Genomic DNA, 18,696 nt, shown 5'->3' with positions numbered 1-18,696 from the left:
AAAATTTTCATGTAAAGAAATTATGCGCCGCGTGAGCAAAAGCCCTAATACAAAATCTCGCGTTTGCCGACATGGTTGGCGGGTCCGACCACGCCGCGCGATTCCATCATGTCGACCAATCTGGCGGCGCGGTTGTAGCCGATCTGCAGATGGCGCTGGATGAAGCTGGTCGAACATTTCTTTTCGCGCAAAATCAGATCGAGCGCTTGTTGATAAAGCTGGTCGCCTTCCGCGTCGGCGCCGTCGGCGCCGGGGATTTCCTCTTCCTCTTCCTTGGTCACGTCATCGACATAGTCGGGTTCGCCCTGGGCGCGCAGATGATCGGCCACCTGCTCGACCTCGCCGTCGCTGGCGAAGGGGCCATGCACGCGGGTGATGCGCCCGCCGGCGGCCATGTACAGCATGTCGCCCTGGCCCAGCAATTGTTCGGCGCCTTGCTCGCCCAGGATGGTGCGGCTGTCGATCTTGCTGGTCACCTGGAAGCTGATGCGCGTCGGGAAGTTGGCCTTGATGGTGCCGGTGATCACATCGACTGAAGGGCGTTGCGTCGCCATGATCAAATGAATGCCCGCCGCCCTGGCCATCTGCGCCAAACGCTGGATGGCACCCTCGATGTCCTTGCCCGCCACCAGCATCAGGTCGGCCATTTCATCGACCACCACCACGATATAAGGCAGCGGCGTCAGGTTAAGCGGCTGGTCTTCATAGATCGGCTTGCCGGTCTCGGGATCGAAGCCGGTCTGCACGGTGCGCGATAGCGGTGTGTTCTTGGCCTTGGCCTCGATCAGACGCTGATTGTAGCCAAGCACGTTGCGCACGCCCAATTGGCTCATGGCGCGGTAGCGGTCTTCCATTTCGCGCACCGCCCATTTCAAAGCCACCACCGCCTTTTTGGGATCGGTGACCACGGGGGTGAGCAGATGGGGAATGCCGTCATAGACCGACAATTCCAGCATCTTGGGATCGATCATGATGAAGCGGCATTGTTCGGGCGACAGGCGATAAAGCAGCGACAAGATCATGGCGTTGACGCCCACCGACTTGCCCGAGCCGGTGGTGCCCGCCACCAGCAGATGCGGCATGCGGGCAAGATCGACCAGCACCGGCTGGCCGCCGATATCCTTGCCCAAGGCCAGGGTGAGCGGAGCGGGGGCGCGCTCGAAACTTTCCGAGGCCAACAATTCTCGCAGGTAAACGGTTTCGCGCTTGGCGTTGGGCAGTTCGATGCCGATCACGTTGCGCCCGGGAATCACGGCGATGCGCACGCTGATCGCGCTCATGGAACGAGCGATGTCGTCGGACAATGCGATGACGCGGCTGGTCTTGGTGCCGGGTGCCGGTTCCAGTTCGTAGAGCGTCACCACCGGGCCGGGGCGCACCTTGACGATTTGGCCCTTGACGCCGAAATCTTCCAGCACCGATTCCAAAAGCTTGGCGTTATTGGCCAGCGATTCCTCGTTCAAATGCAGGCCCTGTCCCTCCTTGGGCGCGGGGGCCAGCAGCGACAGCGGCGGCAATTCAAATGGTGTGACCGCGCCATCGACCAGGGCCAGCGAGCCTTGACGTTCGCGCCCCATTTTCTCGCGCTTGCCGGGCTGGGCGCGCTTGGGCGTGGGGGCCACCACCAAGGGCTGCGCGTCCTTGGCGGCTATGCGTTCAAGCCTTGGCTCGCTGCTTTCCTCCTCGGGTTCCGAGCTTGCGTCATCGAACAGATGCGGCTCGCGCCGTCCTGGCAGATGCGAGGAAATGCGGCGCACGACCGCAACACCTTCGTTGCCGAAGCGCCCGGTGGCGCGCCCGAATATCGAAAGCCGTTGCCCCAGGCCCCGCCAGTCCTCGAAGGACATGGCCAGCGACCAAAGCAAAAGTGCTAATGCCAGGACCGCCGACAGGACGGCGGCGAAGGACAGCGGCAGCGAGGCTTCCGCCTCGTCCAAAAACATCGCCATCGCCCCGACCAGTTTGGCATCGAGAATTTCGCCCAGAAAGCCACCCAGGCGCAGCGTCCAGCCCGCGGGGGCGGGCCATTGAGCCAGGGGCAGAACAGCCAGCAGCAGGCCGACCAGCATCGCCGCCAGGCGCAAGCCCCAAAGCGTTAGCGGCTGCAAGAACAGCAGGCGCAGGCCCCAGACCATGGGCAACAGGGCCAGCATGGCGCCCGCCAGCCCCAGGCTTTGCAAAATCAGATCGGAAATAACGGCGCCGCCATAGCCAAGCCGGTTGGCGACCGGCGCCGAGGTGGCGGTGTCTAGCGACGGATCGCTGGCGGAATAGGTAAGAAGGGCGGCGGCCAGCAGGACGCCCAGCGCCAACAGGACCAAACCGCCCAATTGCACCAGACGGCGCTTGATGAAATCGGCGACGCCTTCGGGCAGGAACTTTCCGTTCGCATCGGCGGTGGTTCGACCGGACAGCAGGCGGGCGGCGACGCTCATGAACCCTCCAGCAAGGTGGCGGCGATGGCGGCAAGCGCTCGGTCGGTGGTGGGCAGATCGTGGACCAGTGCGATGCGCACAAAGGGCGCGCCCGGATTGCGCCCATTGGCGCTGGGCCGGGACAGATAAGCGCCCGGCAGAACGCGAATGCCGGTTTTTTGCCACAGCTTTTTTGCAGCCGCCTCGCCATCGCCGACATCAAGCCAGATGAAAAAACCGCCCTCGGGCCTAGCAAAGCCGGGATGGCGGCCAAGATGACGTTCGGCCAAATCCAGCTTGGCGCGATAAAGCCGCTGATTCTCGGTCACATGCGCCTCGTCGTTCCACAGCGCCGTCGAGGCGGACAAGACAGGCAAAGCAAGCGTGGCGCCGCCATAGGAGCGCAAACGCGAGAAGGCCTCGATCAGCTTGGCGTCGCCCGCCACGAAGCCCGACCGCAGGCCGGGCACGCTGGAGCGCTTGGACAGGGAATGAAAGACCAGCACATTGTCGAAAGACTTGCTCAGATCCCAGGCGGCTTGCAGGGCGCCGGGCGGCGGCGCCATGTCCCAGATTTCTGCATAGCATTCATCGACCGCCAGAACGAAACCATGTTGGCGGGCGGTGGCGATGGCGGCTTCCAGTTGCTTGAGATTGGCCACCGACCCTTGCGGATTGGCGGGCGAGCACAGATAGGCCAGCGCCGTGCGTTCCAGGATGGAGGGCGGCACCAGCGAAAAATCGGGCACGCCTTGGGGGGCGTCCACCATCACCGGTTCGGCCCCGGACAGAACGGCGGCCCCGAAATAGACCTGATAGAAGGGATTGGGAATCAACACGGCGGGCACATGACCCCGCTTGCTGTCGGGCACGCACATCTGGGCGGCGAGGTACAAAGCCTCTCGGGTGCCGGCGACGGGCAGGATCGTCTTGTCAGCGTCGAGCGCCTGGGCGGGCAGGCCATAGCGGCGCTTCAGCCAGTTTCCGGCGCTGGCCCTGAATTCGGGCGTGCCCTGCACGGGCGGATATTTGCCCCACAGATGGGCCGATGCGTTCAGGGCATCGGCCAGCAGGGCCGGGGCGGCATGCTGCGGCTCGCCGATCGACATGATCAAAGGTTCGCCCCCCGGCTGCAGCCCGTTCAACAGGGCGGCCAGGCGGGTGAAAGGATAGTCGGCCAGTTGCTCAAGACGCGGGTTTAGCATCACGCTCCAGAATATAACGAGATTTTCTCAAGAACAAAACCAAAAAAGGCCCCACGGTTGTGCCGCGGGGCCAGAAAGCGGGAGGAGTCATCATCTTACGAGGCGGCGCCATCAGGGCCGGACTGCCCGCGACAAACTCCAAAGCGCAACCGGGCAATCTCAAGGCCTAGCGGAGTCCCGTAGGCTTGAGATTAACAGGCAGGGGTGAAGAAAGGATTAAGGGTGGTTGATGATTGATGCGACCCCTCAAGGGCCAGTCGATCAGTCTCTTCTGTCCGGCTCGCGCGACAGCCCGGCCGCCGCCAATTCGGCCTCGTAGGCCTGCCACATGTCGCTTTGGCGCATGCCGTAATCGTACAGCAGATCCCAGCTATACAGCCCGCTGTCGTGCAAATCGTCGAAAACCAGCTTCACGGCGTAATTGCCGACCGGCTTGACCTCAAGGATGCCCACATGCTTGCGCCCCGAAACCAATTTCCGTTCGGCGGGGGAATGGCCCTGCACCTCGGCCGAGGGGCTGTTGACGCGCAGGAATTCCGCCGGAAAAACAAAGTGCAGCCCATCCTCGAAGGTGACTTCCAGGCTTTTTTCGGCGCGCTTCAGATGGATTTCCAGGGGCCAGTGCTGGGTGCCGAACTCGGTCATGGCGTCAGGCCTTCGCTTGATCCAGGGGTCTGGCTTCATCGGCCAGCATGATGGGGATGCCGTCTCGGATGGGATAGGCCAGCCCGGCTTGCTGGCTGATCAGCTCCTGCGCCTCGCGGTCGTAGGACAAAGGCCCCTTGGTCAGGGGACAGACCAGGATTTCCAGCAGTTTGGGGTCGATCTCGGGATGGGGCTGGTTCATCTGGCACTCCGGACTAGGAAAACAAAATGGCCGACAGCTTGCGCCGCGACTCGATGGTCAGGGGATCGGTTTGGCCGAAGGCGTCGAAGAATAGGACAAGCTGCTTGCGGGCCGCCTCGTCATTCCATTTGCGGTCGCGCTTGATGATTTCAAGCAGTTCCTCGACAGCGGCTTCACGCTCGTCGCTGGCGAAATAGGCCAGGGCCAGATCGAAGCGGATCTGATGGTCTTGGGGGTTTTCGGCCAGCTTGCGGCGCAAATCGGCGGTGCTGCCGGTCTTTTCAAGCTGGCGGGCCAAATCCAGCGCCGCCCGGGCGGCCAGAATGGCGGCGTGGGTTTGCAGCTTGGCGGGGGCTTGATCCAAGAAACGCTGCGCCTGCTCCAACTGCCCGGTCTTGATCTCGGTGCGCACCAGCCCCGCCAGGGCCTCGGCGCTTTCCGGATCATGGGCCAGGATCTGGGCGAAAATCTGGGCGGCCCCGGCGGCGTCGCCTTGGGCCAGCATTTCCTCGGCCACCGCCAGGGCCTGGGCCAGTTGATCGACCGGCGCCGTATCGCCCAGAAGGCGCGTGATGAATTCCTTGATCTGGCTTTCAGGCAAGGCGCCCGCAAAGGCATCGACCGGCTGGCCGTTCTTGAAGGCGTAGACCGTGGGCACCGACTGAATGCCCAATTGCTGGGCCAAGGGCTGGTTCTTGTCGACATCGATTTTGACCAAGCGCACGGCGCCGTTCATCTGGCGCACCACCTTGTCCAGGGCAGGCCCCAACTGTTTGCAGGGGCCACACCAAGTGGCCCAGAAATCGACCAGAACCAGCGCCGACTTCGACGCTTCGATGACGTCGGCCATGAAGGCGTTCATGCTGGACTCTTTGATCAAATCCCCAGCTGGCGCTGCGCCTGCGCCTGCGCCGGGCGCGCCCGCGCCATCCTTGCCGATAATGAATTCCATGGCTTAGAGACCCCCTTGCGGCTTGAACCGCCCATTAGATGGAGCGAATAAGGACAAAGCGCAAGGGCAAAGAGCCGGTTGCTTGGCGCTTTGCATCGCAAAAGCCTAGCTGATATGGTCTGGCGCATGAAGCGTTGGGCCGGAAATCTTGTTTTGTTAGCCTTGGCATGTTGCGTGACCTTTGCCTTTGCCGAGGCGGGGACGCGCCTCTTCGTGCCACAGCTTAAATTTACCAACACCACCTCGAAGCTGATCGGATGGTCAAGTCCCGAGGTCGTCAAGTTCAACCCCTTTGCGCCGGAATGGGCCGCATGCCAGAAGCGCATTCTGTTCTTGGGCGATTCCTATCTTGCGGCGCTTCCCGGCGAGGATGCGCGCTTTCCCACATTGATCAGCAAGCGCCATCCAGGCATCTGCACGGCGATCCTGGCCACCGGCGGTTGGGGGACAGACCAGCAGATGATCGCTCTGTTCGCCAAGGGCATGGCCTGGAAGCCCGATCTTGTGGTGGTGGCCTTCACGGCCATCAACGACGCCGCCAACAACTTCTCTAGAGAGGGCGGGCAAAAACCCTACTTCTTCTTCGACCGGGATGGGGCGCTGCGCAACAGCCTGATGCCCAGCCAGTCGGTGGAAACGGTGCTGCAAGATGTGCCCGCCTTCGCCTCGGACAAGTACGATTCTCAAGCATGGCGGCTGATCGTCATCAATTGGCGCAAAATGATGGCCGGGCTGCGGGGCAAGGTTCCCGCGCTTGAATCGGTGATTCTTCCCAATGGCATGCTGGCCTCTGGTTCCGCCGGTCTGGCGGCGGGTGACCCGGACTATGATCTGTTTTGCGGCACGTCCGCTTCCGCCAAAAGCGAGCGCAAAAACCTGACTGTGTGCGACGACGTGCTGTTCTTGGCCGAGCCGCAAAAGCGCGCCGCTTGGGACCCCAGGGCTACGGTCAGCCATTTGAGCGCCTATCTGCCCGACGGCAATCGCTTCAGCGCCACGGCATGGCGGCTGACCGAAGCCATTTTAGGCCAGATGAACGGCGCCATTCAGGCACGGGGCGGGAAAATGGCCGTATTGCTTCATCCCGACACGTTGATTCCCGCCGATTTGCGTTTCGTAACCGGAGCCGCGTTCGAGCAGGATTACGATTCGCCCGGCGGCGTCTTTCGATACAAGGCCGACCAGCCGGTGGTGGAATTGTCCGCCATGGCGCGAAAGCAAGGCTTTGCGCTGGTCAACCCCAATCCGGCAATACTGGCCCGCATCGAAAAAGACCGCCTTGCGGACAAGGTTTGGCCCAATCTCCAAGACCCTCACTACAGCGCACTGGGCCATGAATTGGTGGCCGACGAGCTGGAAACCGCCCTGCCGACGCTGCTGGGCTCCGGCAAGGCTGAAGGCGGCATGTGAAAGGGGCTTGCAAAGACGTCTCTTTTGCGTATGATGCGCGCCTTCCCGCGCCTTTTTGGACGGGAACACGCCATCGAGCGGGCGTAGCTCAGGGGTAGAGCACAACCTTGCCAAGGTTGGGGTCGAGGGTTCGAATCCCTTCGCCCGCTCCAAATTTTCAAATAAAATCAATGTGTTGTGGTGGGCCGCCGTTGGGCGGCTTTTGTGCATTGGGCGCCTGGGAAGCATTTAAGCGGCACGAGAGAAACCACCAACTTCTGGCATTGATAATGAATCACTCAAGAAAATAACTTCCGATCCAATAGTTTTTTCACCCGCGCTGTAATTCAGGGAATATACGATAGGAGTGAAGGATCTGTAAGCTTCTCGGATTTCTCTAACATCGTCATAGGAAACCACCCATTTGACCTTCCTTCGTCGAGCAAGCTCCTTTGCAATTTTAATGTGGTCTTCAGGCTCGTAAAAGTTCTTGTAGAGCTTATGACCCTTTACATAATATGGAGGGTCTAAATAAATTAAGGCACTATTTATAGCTACAGTCCTTCGAAAAAAATCCAAAGCATCCAGGTTGCTGACAGAGATTTGATCAGAATATCTAGACAACATTTTAAAGTTCTTGATCTGGGCTTCCTTATTTAGGCGCACATCAATTTTCCAAGTACCACTTTGTGCGTAGCCACCAATCGGGCCAGCTCCCTCAATAATTCCGGAACGATTGGTACGATTTAAAAAATACGCTGAAAAGCCAAGGGCCAGAAAATTCTCAACATCACCTTGAATCCACACCGCCTTTTGCTTGTGCCACTCATCAATGCAAATGGGTGTGCGCTCAATGAGTCTGCAAAACTTGTCCGTTTCAAATAAGGCAGACTTCCAGAACGCATAGATGGACGCATCAATATCGTTTATCGAAACGCGATTTACAAATCCTTGAGTTAGTAGCTGGATTGCCAGCCCTGCGCCGCCAGCATACGGCTCACAGTATTCTGATCCGAAGAGACAGTTCTCCTTGATCAACTCAACGAAGAATGGGAAGAGCTTTGCCTTGCCTCCTGGATAGCGTAAGGGGGACGAAATCACTACACATGCCTCTTCACAAATTGGTCGATGCAGTCCCTAGCCCCAAATAGCCTATCCGAGTTTGGGATCACATTTCCATGAGCACCAAGATTTAGATAGCTAAGGTGGCTTTTTTCAAATTCCTTTAGCACCTTTTTATCATCGTTGGGGAGCTTAACCTTATCGCTCTTGCATAGAGAAAGACTCCCTTCAAGGCTCAGTTCCACTCCAAGGGAATTCGCTTTTTGCTGATCTATGATGTGTTTAAGAATCGCCTCAACGATGTTGCGAAGTAAAAATGTTCCTGCCGCAGGGAAGTTCTTGCAGTTCAAGTTTTTTGCTTCTTTCATTAATTGGTCAACTAGACCATTGTTCATACTACTTATATAATTAAATAGCGCTTGGGGCATGGGTTTCGAAGAGCATCCCCCCTTCCCACTTGATGAAGTCTTACCACCTCCTTGTTTGGTTCCTTTTGTGCTGGACTTTCCTGACCCAGCTCCATCTTTACTCTTGGCGCTTGTTTTGTAGTCCTTAAACACGTCGTCATATGACGCTGTAGCTCCAAGGCCCCTCTTTGGATTTATTACAAGATTAAGAATTAGATGTTTGAGCTTCTTTTTTGCTTCTGCATTCGAAAATAATACTTTTAAGTTAGTTCGATCATAACTAATACCAACCAAGTCGCTGTGGCCACCAGTTTGTAAAAAACGAACGGGAGGATTGAATTTTACATTCGGGTCAAGAAGAACTTCTTGCTCCTCATTTGTCCAGTTCATGCCTAGAACTTGATTGTAAAGTTCATACTCGAGAATGAAGTCCCTGATGTCCCCTTGTGTGACTTCAAATGTTTTAGCAAGAACAGAGATTGATTTATTAGCTTTCCACTCATCGTAAATAGCTTTGCGACTACCAAGATATCCCCAACTGGATTTGTCGCCTTTTCCAAAGTGCGCGCGGGCCATAATGGGCATGAGGATGTCACGACTTGGCGCAATGCTGCAATCCACATCCAACATACTATCCTTAACGCCCTGCGATACGTTAGGGACTGAAGTTGCATAGGCTTTTGGTGCAGACAAAAGGCCCGTAAGAAGTTTATAGGCAGCAATGCGTGTGTTGCCTTCGATTACCGTAAATTTTGATCCAGTTTTCACGATATATGGCCGCTCGGCGCCGTGATTTTTTCCCTCAGCCGCGACTTTCTTGAGAAACACGGACAAGTCCTCGTGGTCGAAAAGATATTCGACGATCTTATCTTGCGTAGTCAGCTTTTTCTGCGTGACGAGGCGCGGGTTTCTATCATCGAGAAGGATATCCTTTAGCGGAACAGACTCGTATTTGAACTTCGAAAACATGCTCACCCCCTGCATTGCAGAATTATTGAAGCATAAATTACTGTCAACGATCAACCAAAAGTGGGGTGCCCTATTTGGAGCCACTGTGATCAAGGTAATGAGGCAAGTTTTGAGTTTTCTAGAAAATATTATCTACACCCCCACCACCTTCTTCAACGCCTTATCAATACGGGTTTGCCAGCCGGGGCCGGTGGCTTTGAAGTGGTCCAGCACCTCTTGCGACAAGCGCAGGGAGACCAGCTTCTTGGTCGGCGTCTTCTGCGGCCCGCGACCGCGCCGATATTCGGCCACGATCTCGGGCACGACCTTCGCCGCCGGGCGGGCGCGTTTGAAATCCGCTGCCGTCCATTCCGGGATGTCGTCATCGCCCTGGCTGGATGCCGCAACGGCTTTAGGCTTGCGCTGACTCTTGCTCATACTGGCGAACCTCTCTCACATTTGCCTTGCGCAGGCCGATCAAGCGAACGTCCCGTCCTCGCGGCGTAAAGATCAGAACGTGCAGCCGCTTGCCGATATAGCCCAAGGCCGAAAAGCGGGGTTCGCCATAGTCCTGACGCCGGTCTTCAATCACCAGCGCCGTCTCCCAGTCGAACCCCTCGGCCTTTGCGAAGTCCACACCGTGCTTATCCAGGTTGGCCCTTCGCTTGGCTTCATCCCAACCGTAAATCATAATATAATGTAGCTACGAAATGGCTGGTCCGCAAGCCCCATCATGGCGTCACTGTTCCTACCCCTCAATCAATTCTAGTTGTCTCGAGCGCCAATCCAGCACCGCCGTATGTTTGGTCATCTTGTCCGCCAGGGCCGGGAATTCGGATTTGATCACCCCGGCGGCGTAATTGGATAGAAAGCGCGATTTCAGTTCGGCTCTGGCGCGATCGACGCCCACTTCTTCGTAGGGCACCGAAGCCAGCAGCAAGAATCCGTCATCGGGAATGCGCCCCACCGCCATATTGTTCAAGATGATGGCGGCGGCCTTGCGCAGCGGGTCGGCCAAGTCCGGGCTGTAGGGGCCGATGATCAGGGCCTGATTGGGCGTATGCAGAAAGTCGAAGCCGCGGCCCAGGCAGATCGTCCATTCGCGGTGCTCGGCATCCAGCAGGCGTTCCCGCCTTTCGGCTTGCGCGCGCACCTGGGCGATATGTTCAAGATTGCCCTGCAGCAGCGGCAATAAATCGGCCCGCATCTGGGCTTGCATGTCGGGCAGCAGGGCCGCCAGACGCGGCTTCAAGCCTTCGGCCTCGTCGGCGGACAGGCTGGCCAGATCAAGCGTGGCCCCATCGGCCCCGTGCAGCACCAAGGCGTCCTCGTCGGTTTCGAAGCCGCAGACCAGCGGGTAAACGGTGGCGTGGTTGCGGCCGAAAATATGTTCGACCTGACGGCGGATTTCTTGCGTATGGGCCATCGCCGCCGCCTTGTCGAATTGGAAACCGGCGCAGCCTCGTTTGGGGTCGGCCTTCGACCAGTGATAGGTGATCAGAAACAGCACGCGCCGCCCGCTGCCCACCATGCGCAACACATGATGCGCCAGCACCTCGCCCAAATGCGGCCAGCCCAGATCAAACATGCCGCCCAGATTGCGAAAAGGCATCAGGATGCCGGGCGGCGTGTTGGTCGCCACCGGGATGTTGATCCGCCCGTCCATGCATTTCAGAACCGCGATGGCGGTGGGGTGTTGGGCCAGATAGCGTTCCCGGGCCAGCCACGCTTCCGGGCTGCGGAAGGTTTCGCCGTGGCGATGGGCCAGGTCGAACAGCCATGCGATGCGCTGCGCAATGGGCTTGCTGTGAATATCGATCATGGTCTGTTCACCCCGTTAACTCTTGCGCGGTCTTTAAATCGAACCTTCAAGAAACCAACGCTACATCGAAAAGAGAATACGGACGATGCCTGTTTAGACTGTTCTTCAGGCAATAAGTTCGCCACAGACGGAGGAAGCCAAAAAGCCTTCTCGATGCAATGGGTGTGGGGCGGCGCGACTTTCTGGCCGGCATTCACCCTGTGTGGCAACGCAATCGTCATTAAGGAAAAATCAGTCAACATCAACCTACAATTTATTTTCACGATTTTATCTTGTCTATATTTGCGCCGCTGAACATAATTGTTTCAGATAAAAGAAAGATTGCGGGGCGGATGTTCAGGCTTCTTCGATATTTCTCGGTCATTAGCGCCGTGGCCGTGACGGTTTCGGCAGCCCTGTTGGTCCAGGCTTACCGCATGGATCAGACGCATGAGCATGTTCAATTGGCCGAGGAAGCCAATCTGCATCTGGCCGAAGTCTTTGCCCGGTCGTTCTGGCCGCAGTTGTTGCCGACCATATCTGCCCTGTCGAAGGAGCCCCCCGAAACCTGGGCTGGCAGTGGCGAACTTCAGGTGCTTGACGCCGCTTTGCGCACCCAGGTCGAAGGCCAGCCGATTTCGAAAATCAAGATATTCAATGACAGCGGCACCATCATCTATTCGCCGGTTACTTCCGAAATCGGTCGTTCGGCCATTGCCGACAAGGCCGTTCAGGAAGCCCTGGCCGGTCGATCCTCCAGTATCCTCTCCTTCAAGGACCGATTCGAAGGTTTCACGGGCGTTGCCAACGACGTGCATGTCGTCGAAACCTACCGACCCATCATCGGTGCCGACGGCCGCACGCAAGGCATCTTCGAGCTGTATTTCGACGTCAGCGCCGCGCGCGAGCGTCTGTCCGGGGCCATGCTCAAGGCCGCAGCGCTCATCCTCGCATGTTTTGCCGCCCTGTACGGCGCTCTGGTGCTGGTTGTCCGCCGGGCCGAGCGCTTGTTGCACAGCCAACAAAGGGCGCTGGCGGAAAATCAGAAACTGCTCAACGAACAAAAGGACATGCTGCATCTGCTGCTGAATACAGCGGGCGAGGCGATCTTAGGGCTTGACGCGCAGGGCCGGGTCACCTTCGTCAATCAGGCCGCCCTTGCTCTGCTGGGTCAAGACGGCGAGGAAATGGTTGGTCGAAAGGTTCATGACCTGATTCATCACGCCCTGACGAGCGAACCGCATAGCAGCGAGGAGTGCGAAGTCCACAAGCTGCTGGCAGGTCCAGACAATGACGAGCATAAGTCCGACCTATTTTGCCGCAGGGACGGCACCAAATTTCCCGCCGAATATGTCATTCGATTGCTTGACTACGGCAGCGGCGGCAAGGGCGCGGTGATGGTTTTCCGCGACGTGTCGATGGCGCAGGAACATGAACGCCATCTGCGCAAGCTGGCGCATTTTGACGCGCTAACTCGTCTGCCCAATCGAATCATGCTGGCCGACAGAATGTGCCAAGCCATTGCCACCAGCCGACGCAGCGGCGAATTCCTGGCCGTGTGCATGCTTGACCTCGATGGCTTCAAAGCGGTGAACGATACCTATGGCCATAAAGCCGGCGACCAGCTGTTGCGCGAGGTTGCAACTCGCCTAGTTGAAAACATCCGTGGCGATGACACGGCGGCGCGCATAGGCGGCGACGAGTTCGCCCTGCTGCTGGGAGGCATTAAGACCGTTCAGGAATGCGAGACGGCGCTTCAACGCATCTTGAAGGCAGTGTCGATGCCTTATTCGGTGACGGGAGCCGTCGTTCAGGTATCGGCCAGCATCGGGGTGACGATCTTTCCCAATGACGGAGTGGATTCCGATCAATTGCTGCGCCATGCCGACCAAGCCATGTACAAGGCCAAACAGTCTGGCAAGAACTGCTTTACTCTGTTCGATCCCGGCGCCGACCAGCGCAGCAAGGCCAATCACGCCACCTTACGCAAGATGGGCGAGGCGCTTGAGGGCGGACAGTTCTTCTTGCTCTATCAGCCGGTGGTGAATTGCCGCAAAGGCCTTGTTCTGGGCGCCGAGGCGCTGATCCGCTGGCGACACCCCCTTCTGGGCGATTTGACGCCGGGCGAGTTCCTGCCCCTGATCGAGCGTGACGACCTGATTATCCACCTGGGCGAAATGGCGATTGCGCAATCCTTGAGCCAAATCGCGCTTTGGCGCCAACAAGGCCTGGAATTGGACGTCGCGGTCAATCTGTCCGCCCGTCAGCTGCACCGCAAGAATTTCATCGAACGCCTGAAGGAGCTGATCCAGCCCTATCCCGGCGAGACCTACCGCCATTTGAAACTTGAAATCGTCGAGAATGCGGCGCTCGAGGACACCAACTCCGTCGCCGATATTCTAAAGGCCTGCAACGAAATGGGCATCCATTTCGCCCTTGATGACTTCGGAACCGGCTTCTCTTCGCTGGTCCATCTCAAGCGCCTGGCGCCAGCGGCGCTGAAGATCGACCAGACATTTGTGGCCGATATGCTGGAAGACTCCGCCAATCTGGCCATCGTCGAGGGCGTCGTGGCCATGGCCATGGCCTTTCAGTGCGATGTCGTGGCCGAAGGCGTCGAGAATATCGACCAGCTCCTGATGCTGCTGGAGCTGGGTTGCGAGACCATGCAAGGCTACGTCCTGTCCCGTCCGCTTCCGCCCGAGGCATTCAGCGCCTGGGCGCGACAATTCAAGCCCGATCCGCGCTGGCAGTTGGCCTCGAATCCGCGCCCCAGCCGCGGAGATTTCCAGTTGTTGCTGGCCGAGGCCAATCACCGGCATTGGGTCGAGCAGCTGATCGATTTTGCAGAAACGGGCAAAAATGGGAAGTCCTTGCTGTTGGACCATCGCAGCTGTCACTTCGGCCTCTGGTATTATGGCGAGGGTTTCAGCCGATATGGCGGCTATAGGACCTTCGGAGACATAGAGTCCTTGCACGCTAACTTGCATAAGCTGGGCCAGCGTCTGGTTGGCGAGGTCGAAATGGGTGACCGCGACGCCGTCGTCATCACGCAGGCGGAGCTTGAAAAGGCCCGCGACGGCTTGATCCAGGAACTTCGCCGTGTGCGCGCCGTCCTGCCGCATGCGGGGCACGTCTGAAGACATGAGTGAAACCAGGAAAGGCATACCGGCCATGAATGACGCGAAACTGATTGTATGGAACGAGCAATTGGCGACCGGCAGCGCGGAAATAGACGGTCAGCACCAGATTCTCGTCAATACGCTGAATGAGGCCAATATTCGCCTGACCGACGAAAGTCCCCTGGATCTGCTTGAGCAGATCACCAAGGACCTGCTGAGTTACGCGCTTTATCACTTCGAGACGGAGGAGCGGCTTATGCAGGAGTCGGCCTATGGCGAACGGCGTCCGCAGGAAGCACAGACCCACTTTGAGCAGCATCGCAACTTTTCCGCCAAGGTCGTCGAGGTACGCAATCAGATCAAGGCGGGCACGCGCATACCCCGGGACGACCTGTTGGCGTTCCTCAACAACTGGCTTATCAATCACATCATGAACACCGACAAGCGCCTGGGCGAATATCTGGCCGCACACCACTCGCAAGCTTGATCCGGCCATTGCTAGGCTTGGGCAGCGCGGCCAACTAGGGTAACATGCTGCTAGCAAGGGCATGACTTTTGAGGAGCTTGGCATGGACAAAGAGCTTAAAAGCCTTCTCGATTCGATGGGTGTGGGGCGGCGCGACTTTCTGGTCGGCGCGACGGTGGTGGCCGGTTTCGCGCTGGCCGTGCAGCCGGTCGGCGCCCAGGCCATCAGCACCGACGCCAAGGGGCTGAAAGAGGGGATGGGTGCGTTTACCAGCCTGGGCGCGCAGGTGCCCGCCTATATGGCCCGGCCAGAAGCGGGTTCGAAATGGCCGATCGTGCTGGTGATCCAGGAGATTTTCGGCGTCCATGAACATATCAAGGATGTGTGCCGACGCTTGGCCAAGCAGGGCTATATGGCGGTGGCGCCCGAGCTTTACGTGCGCCAGGGCGATCCCAAGACCGTGGCCGACATCCAAAGCATCATGAAGACCATCGTGCCCATGGTGCCCGACGCCCAGGTGATGGCCGATCTCGACGCTTGCGCCGATTGGGCGGCCTTGCAGGGCGGCGACATCAACCGTCTGGCCATCACCGGCTTTTGCTGGGGCGGGCGAATCGTTTGGCTGTACGCCGCCCACAGTTCGCGCCTGAAGGCGGGCGTGGCCTGGTATGGCCGTCTGGTTGGCGCCGTGACCGAAAACACCCCCAAACATCCCCAGGACATCGCAACCGAGATCAAGGCGCCGGTGCTGGGCCTGTATGGCGGGGCCGATCCCGGCATCCCCCAAGACACTGTCGAGAAAATGCGGGAGTCTCTGAAAAGAGCCACCAAGCTGGCCGAAATCGTGGTCTATCCCGAGGCGCCGCATGCCTTCAACGCCGATTACCGGCCCAGCTACCGCAAGGAACCGGCGGACGACGGCTGGAAGCGCATGCTGGGCTGGATGAAGCAGAACGGGGTGTAGGTCTTAGTTTTCGTCTCCCCCAGCTTGCTTCGGCGGGGGACCGGCTGGTAAAGTCGGACCCGCAAGGGGAGACTTCATGTCCGCTACAGAATCCTGCCGCCTGTCTTTGGTGGTGCCCGTCTATAACGAAGCCCAAAGCCTGGGTGAGTTGGCGGACCGTGCGCTATTGATGTTCGAGCGGATGGGAATCGCCAACAAGGCGGAAATTCTGTTCATCGACGATGGCTCGACCGATGCCACGCCGGACACCATCCGCGCTCTGATGGCCAAGCATGCCCAGGTTAGGCATGTGCGCCTTCGGCGCAATCACGGCAAGTCGCTGGCCTTGATGGCCGGGTTCAAGAAGGCGCGGGGCGAGGTGGTGGTCACCATGGATGGTGATCTGCAGGACAATCCGGAAGACCTGCCCGCCTTGATGGCCAAGATCGATGAAGGCTATGATCTGGTCAACGGCCAGCGCATCGACCGCCAAGATCAAAGCGCCCGCAAGCTGGGTTCGCGCCTTTACAACGCCACTGTGCGCAGGCTGACCGGGCTGGGGCTGCAAGACATGAATTGCGGGCTGAAGGCCTATCGCCGCACGCTTGTGAAAAGCCTGTGCGTCTATGGCCAGTATCACCGCTATATTCCGCTGCAGGCCCATCTGGCCGGATTCAAGGTAACCGAGATTCCGGTGTCCAACAGCCCGCGCAAGCATGGCAGTTCGAAATACGCCACCTTCCGCTATCAGGGCCTGTTCGATCTGCTGTCGATTCTGTTCACGCATCGCTATGCGCTGAACCCTTTGCATTTCTTTGGCGTCATCAGTGCCGTGGTGATGATTCCCAGCCTGTTGGTGCTGCTGTTCTTCGTGGGCGAGCAAAGCCTTTACTGGCTAGGTTTCGGCGAGGAATTCCTGGTCGCCAACCGGCCCATGCTGTCGATCGCGCTCACCGCTTTCCTGTTCTCGGTCTTCATCTTCCTGACCGGCTTTGTCTGCGACTTCATCTTGCATCATCAAATTCGCAGCCGCATCGACATGATCCTGGGCCTGGCCATCGACGAGGATGGCGGCGAGGCATGAAGGTCTTGCGCTCCAGTCTCGACCGCCAGGCGGCTTGCATGGCGGAGCAACGCCTGCTGGAACGCCAGGGCGATCTGGAGCGCTGGCCGGGAGAAGATTTCCTGATCGGGCGCGGGGCCGGTCTGTCCTATGTGGCCGCCAGCTTCGACGAAACCGCCGTCAGCCTGGATGTCAGCGTCTTCGACAGGCTGCTGGATTTTAATGCACAGGAAGGCTGGATCGAGGCCGAGGCGGGCATCACGCTGGGCCAGTTGTTCCGCTTCTTGGCCCCCAGGGGTTGGCAATTGGCAGTGCAGCCCGGCTATCCCGGCATCACCCTGGGCGGCTGCATCGCCGGCGATGTGCATGGCAAGAATCATTTGCGCGAGGGCACGTTCAAGCGCCATGTGCTGGGCTTCGAGCTTTTGCATCCAGATCACGGACGCCTGTGGTGTTCGCCTGACGAAAATGCCGAAGTCTTCGATCTGACCCTGGGCGGGCTGGGCCTGACGGGCCTGATCCTGCGCGCCCGAATCAAGCTGGCGCCCTTGAAAGGTGCTTGGGTCGAGGAACGCCACTGGCCGGTGGACAGTCTGGAAGAGGCCTTCGCGCAGGCGCTGAAACTGAAAGACCGCCACGACATGCTGTATGCCTGGCTGGATCTGGCCGAAGCGAAAAAGGCCGCTGGCAAGGGCTATATCGCTACCGCCGACCTGATCCCTGGCCCCTTGCCGCAGGAAATGCACGCGCCGCCAGCATGTCTGGACCCGTCGGGGTCAAATCTGAAGCGCCGTCCTCTCTTCAATCGTTTCACCATGCCCTGGATCAACCGGCTTTACCGCTGGCAGGGATTGCGGCATGGGGGTGCTGTCCGCATCGGCCTGCCCGTCTTTTTGTTTCCCGCCGCCGGAAAGGAAAGTTATTTCCATTTTTATGGTGATCGCGGTTTCGTCGAGTTGCAGATGCTGCTGCCTTTCGAGGCTGCCGATTCTTACTTACCGGCGTTTAGGTCCTTGCTGTCGCGCCATGACGTGCCGGTCATTCTGGCCACTTTGAAGATCTTCGAAGGCGGTAGCCAAACCGCCCTGCGCTATGATGGCGAAGGCTATTCCTTCACCATTGACGTGGCGGCGACGCCCAGGGCCTTGGCGATGTTGGCCGAGCTGGATGGGTTGAACACGGAACATGGCGTCGTGACGGGTGTTTTGAAGGATTCGCGCCTGTCATCCTCAGTGGCGCAGGCCCAATACAGGGGCTACGATGAGTTCAAGGCGCGCCTTAGGACATTCGATCCCAGGCGGCGCTTTCGCTCCACGCTGTCGGAAAGGCTGGGTTTATGAGAAGTCTCGTCATCGGCGCGTCAGCCGGATTGGGCCGGGCCATCGCGACGCAACTGGCAAGCCAAGGGCACCGGCTGGCGCTGGTAGCGTCTACGGCTGCCGATCTCGAGCGCACCGCCCAGGATATCCGGCTTCAAACCGGGGCCGAGGTCCATGCGCTGGTCATCGATCTGGCGGCGCTGAATGCCGATGATCTGAAGGCGCGGGTGCTGTCCTTGCTGGGCGGGCTTGACAATTTGTGCCTGATCGCGGGCTTTTCCGATCTTGAACATGACCGAGGCGCCCTGCCCGATCTCATCGCCACGCGGCTGATGGCGGTCAATTTCACCGCTCATTTGCGCATCGCCAATGCCTTTCTGCCGGAACTGGAGGCGGGCAAAGGCTCGATCGTGACCGCTGGGTCGGTCGCGGCGGCGAGGGGGCGGCGCGCCAACATGGTTTACGGCGCCGCCAAGCGCGGCCTGGAAGCCTATGCCGATTCGCTGCGCCACTATCTGGCGGGCAAGAACTCGGCTTGCACGGTGCAGACCTATCGGCTGGGCTATCTGAAAACCCGCATGACCTTCGGCCAAAAACTGCCCTTCCCGGCCATGGAGCCGGAGGCTGCGGCGAAAATCATCGTCGGGAATATGGGCCGCGACCTGGGCATGGTGTATCTTCCCGGCTGGTGGCGCTTGATCATGACTGTGATCTGCTTGCTGCCTTGGCCCATTTTCCGCCGTCTGAACATCTGAGAG

Annotated in this window: 18 protein-coding genes and 1 tRNA gene; 9 read left to right on the top strand and 10 right to left on the bottom strand. The window is 58.8% G+C overall.

Going from position 1 to position 18,696, the window contains the following annotated elements; genetic code table 11:
• Positions 1-44: 44 nt before the first annotated feature.
• The 5 genes from HQL44_05650 to trxA form a co-directional block, all read right to left on the bottom strand.
• Entirely contained in the window at positions 45-2,435 is a 2,391-nt protein-coding gene (locus HQL44_05650; protein MBF0268054.1) for a DNA translocase FtsK 4TM domain-containing protein, read from the bottom strand.
• Positions 2,432-3,619, bottom strand: coding sequence for an aminotransferase class I/II-fold pyridoxal phosphate-dependent enzyme (locus HQL44_05645; GenBank protein ID MBF0268053.1), 1,188 nt, complete (start codon positions 3,617-3,619; stop codon positions 2,432-2,434). The genes HQL44_05650 and HQL44_05645 overlap by 4 nt, the downstream gene beginning before the upstream one ends.
• A 261-nt stretch (positions 3,620-3,880) precedes the next feature.
• On the bottom strand, positions 3,881-4,264 hold the full coding sequence (locus tag HQL44_05640) for a DUF971 domain-containing protein (protein ID MBF0268052.1): 384 nt from the start codon (positions 4,262-4,264) through the stop codon (positions 3,881-3,883).
• Between the two features lie 4 nt (positions 4,265-4,268).
• Positions 4,269-4,466 (bottom strand): Trm112 family protein, encoded by a 198-nt coding sequence (locus tag HQL44_05635; protein ID MBF0268051.1) that lies wholly within the window; start codon positions 4,464-4,466, stop codon positions 4,269-4,271.
• Positions 4,467-4,479: 13 nt separating this feature from the next.
• Entirely contained in the window at positions 4,480-5,418 is a 939-nt protein-coding gene (trxA, locus tag HQL44_05630; protein ID MBF0268050.1) for a thioredoxin, read from the bottom strand.
• 174 nt (positions 5,419-5,592) lie between these two features.
• Here trxA and HQL44_05625 point away from each other — a divergent pair, with 174 nt between their 5' ends.
• Both HQL44_05625 and HQL44_05620 read left to right on the top strand, forming a co-directional pair.
• Positions 5,593-6,828, top strand: coding sequence for an SGNH/GDSL hydrolase family protein (locus tag HQL44_05625; GenBank protein MBF0268049.1), 1,236 nt, complete (start codon positions 5,593-5,595; stop codon positions 6,826-6,828).
• Positions 6,829-6,905: 77 nt separating this feature from the next.
• Positions 6,906-6,980, top strand: a tRNA-Gly gene (locus HQL44_05620).
• A gap of 76 nt (positions 6,981-7,056) precedes the next feature.
• Here HQL44_05620 and HQL44_05615 read toward each other — a convergent pair.
• The 5 genes from HQL44_05615 to HQL44_05595 all read right to left on the bottom strand — a co-directional run bounded on the left by HQL44_05615 (position 7,057) and on the right by HQL44_05595 (position 11,046).
• Complete coding sequence (locus tag HQL44_05615; protein ID MBF0268048.1) at positions 7,057-7,908, bottom strand: DNA adenine methylase; 852 nt, start codon at positions 7,906-7,908, stop codon at positions 7,057-7,059.
• Positions 7,908-9,245: a hypothetical protein gene (locus HQL44_05610; protein MBF0268047.1), complete on the bottom strand. Its 1,338-nt coding sequence runs from the start codon at positions 9,243-9,245 to the stop codon at positions 7,908-7,910. The genes HQL44_05615 and HQL44_05610 overlap by 1 nt, the downstream gene beginning before the upstream one ends.
• A gap of 132 nt (positions 9,246-9,377) precedes the next feature.
• Positions 9,378-9,662: a BrnA antitoxin family protein gene (locus tag HQL44_05605; protein MBF0268046.1), complete on the bottom strand. Its 285-nt coding sequence runs from the start codon at positions 9,660-9,662 to the stop codon at positions 9,378-9,380.
• Complete coding sequence (locus tag HQL44_05600) at positions 9,637-9,915, bottom strand: BrnT family toxin (GenBank protein MBF0268045.1); 279 nt, start codon at positions 9,913-9,915, stop codon at positions 9,637-9,639. The genes HQL44_05605 and HQL44_05600 overlap by 26 nt, the downstream gene beginning before the upstream one ends.
• A gap of 57 nt (positions 9,916-9,972) precedes the next feature.
• Positions 9,973-11,046 carry a hypothetical protein gene (locus HQL44_05595; GenBank protein ID MBF0268044.1) on the bottom strand — a complete coding sequence of 358 codons (1,074 nt, stop codon included), beginning with the start codon at positions 11,044-11,046 and terminating at the stop codon, positions 9,973-9,975.
• Here HQL44_05595 and HQL44_05590 point away from each other — a divergent pair.
• The 7 genes from HQL44_05590 (at position 11,032) to HQL44_05560 (ending at position 18,693) form a co-directional block, all read left to right on the top strand.
• Positions 11,032-11,340, top strand: a complete 309-nt coding sequence (locus tag HQL44_05590) for a hypothetical protein (GenBank protein ID MBF0268043.1) — start codon at positions 11,032-11,034, stop codon at positions 11,338-11,340. The genes HQL44_05595 and HQL44_05590 overlap by 15 nt on opposite strands.
• Positions 11,341-11,378: 38 nt before the next feature.
• A complete protein-coding gene (locus HQL44_05585; protein ID MBF0268042.1) occupies positions 11,379-14,165 on the top strand; it encodes an EAL domain-containing protein in 2,787 nt (928 codons plus the stop codon).
• A gap of 34 nt (positions 14,166-14,199) precedes the next feature.
• Entirely contained in the window at positions 14,200-14,634 is a 435-nt protein-coding gene (locus HQL44_05580) for a hemerythrin family protein (GenBank protein MBF0268041.1), read from the top strand.
• Between the two features lie 82 nt (positions 14,635-14,716).
• Positions 14,717-15,577 (top strand): dienelactone hydrolase family protein, encoded by an 861-nt coding sequence (locus HQL44_05575; protein MBF0268040.1) that lies wholly within the window; start codon positions 14,717-14,719, stop codon positions 15,575-15,577.
• Between the two features lie 76 nt (positions 15,578-15,653).
• A complete protein-coding gene (locus HQL44_05570) occupies positions 15,654-16,640 on the top strand; it encodes a glycosyltransferase family 2 protein (GenBank protein ID MBF0268039.1) in 987 nt (328 codons plus the stop codon).
• Entirely contained in the window at positions 16,637-17,959 is a 1,323-nt protein-coding gene (locus tag HQL44_05565; protein MBF0268038.1) for an FAD-binding oxidoreductase, read from the top strand. The genes HQL44_05570 and HQL44_05565 overlap by 4 nt, the downstream gene beginning before the upstream one ends.
• Positions 17,956-18,693: an SDR family NAD(P)-dependent oxidoreductase gene (locus HQL44_05560; GenBank protein ID MBF0268037.1), complete on the top strand. Its 738-nt coding sequence runs from the start codon at positions 17,956-17,958 to the stop codon at positions 18,691-18,693. Before HQL44_05565 ends, HQL44_05560 begins: the two co-directional genes overlap by 4 nt.
• Positions 18,694-18,696 lie beyond the last annotated feature (3 nt).

The organism is Alphaproteobacteria bacterium (assembly GCA_015231795.1).
Lineage (GTDB): Bacteria > Pseudomonadota > Alphaproteobacteria > Rhodospirillales > WMHbin7 > WMHbin7.
The sequence above is the reverse complement of the archived record's forward strand: the minus strand, read 5'-3'. Positions and strand labels throughout refer to the sequence as shown.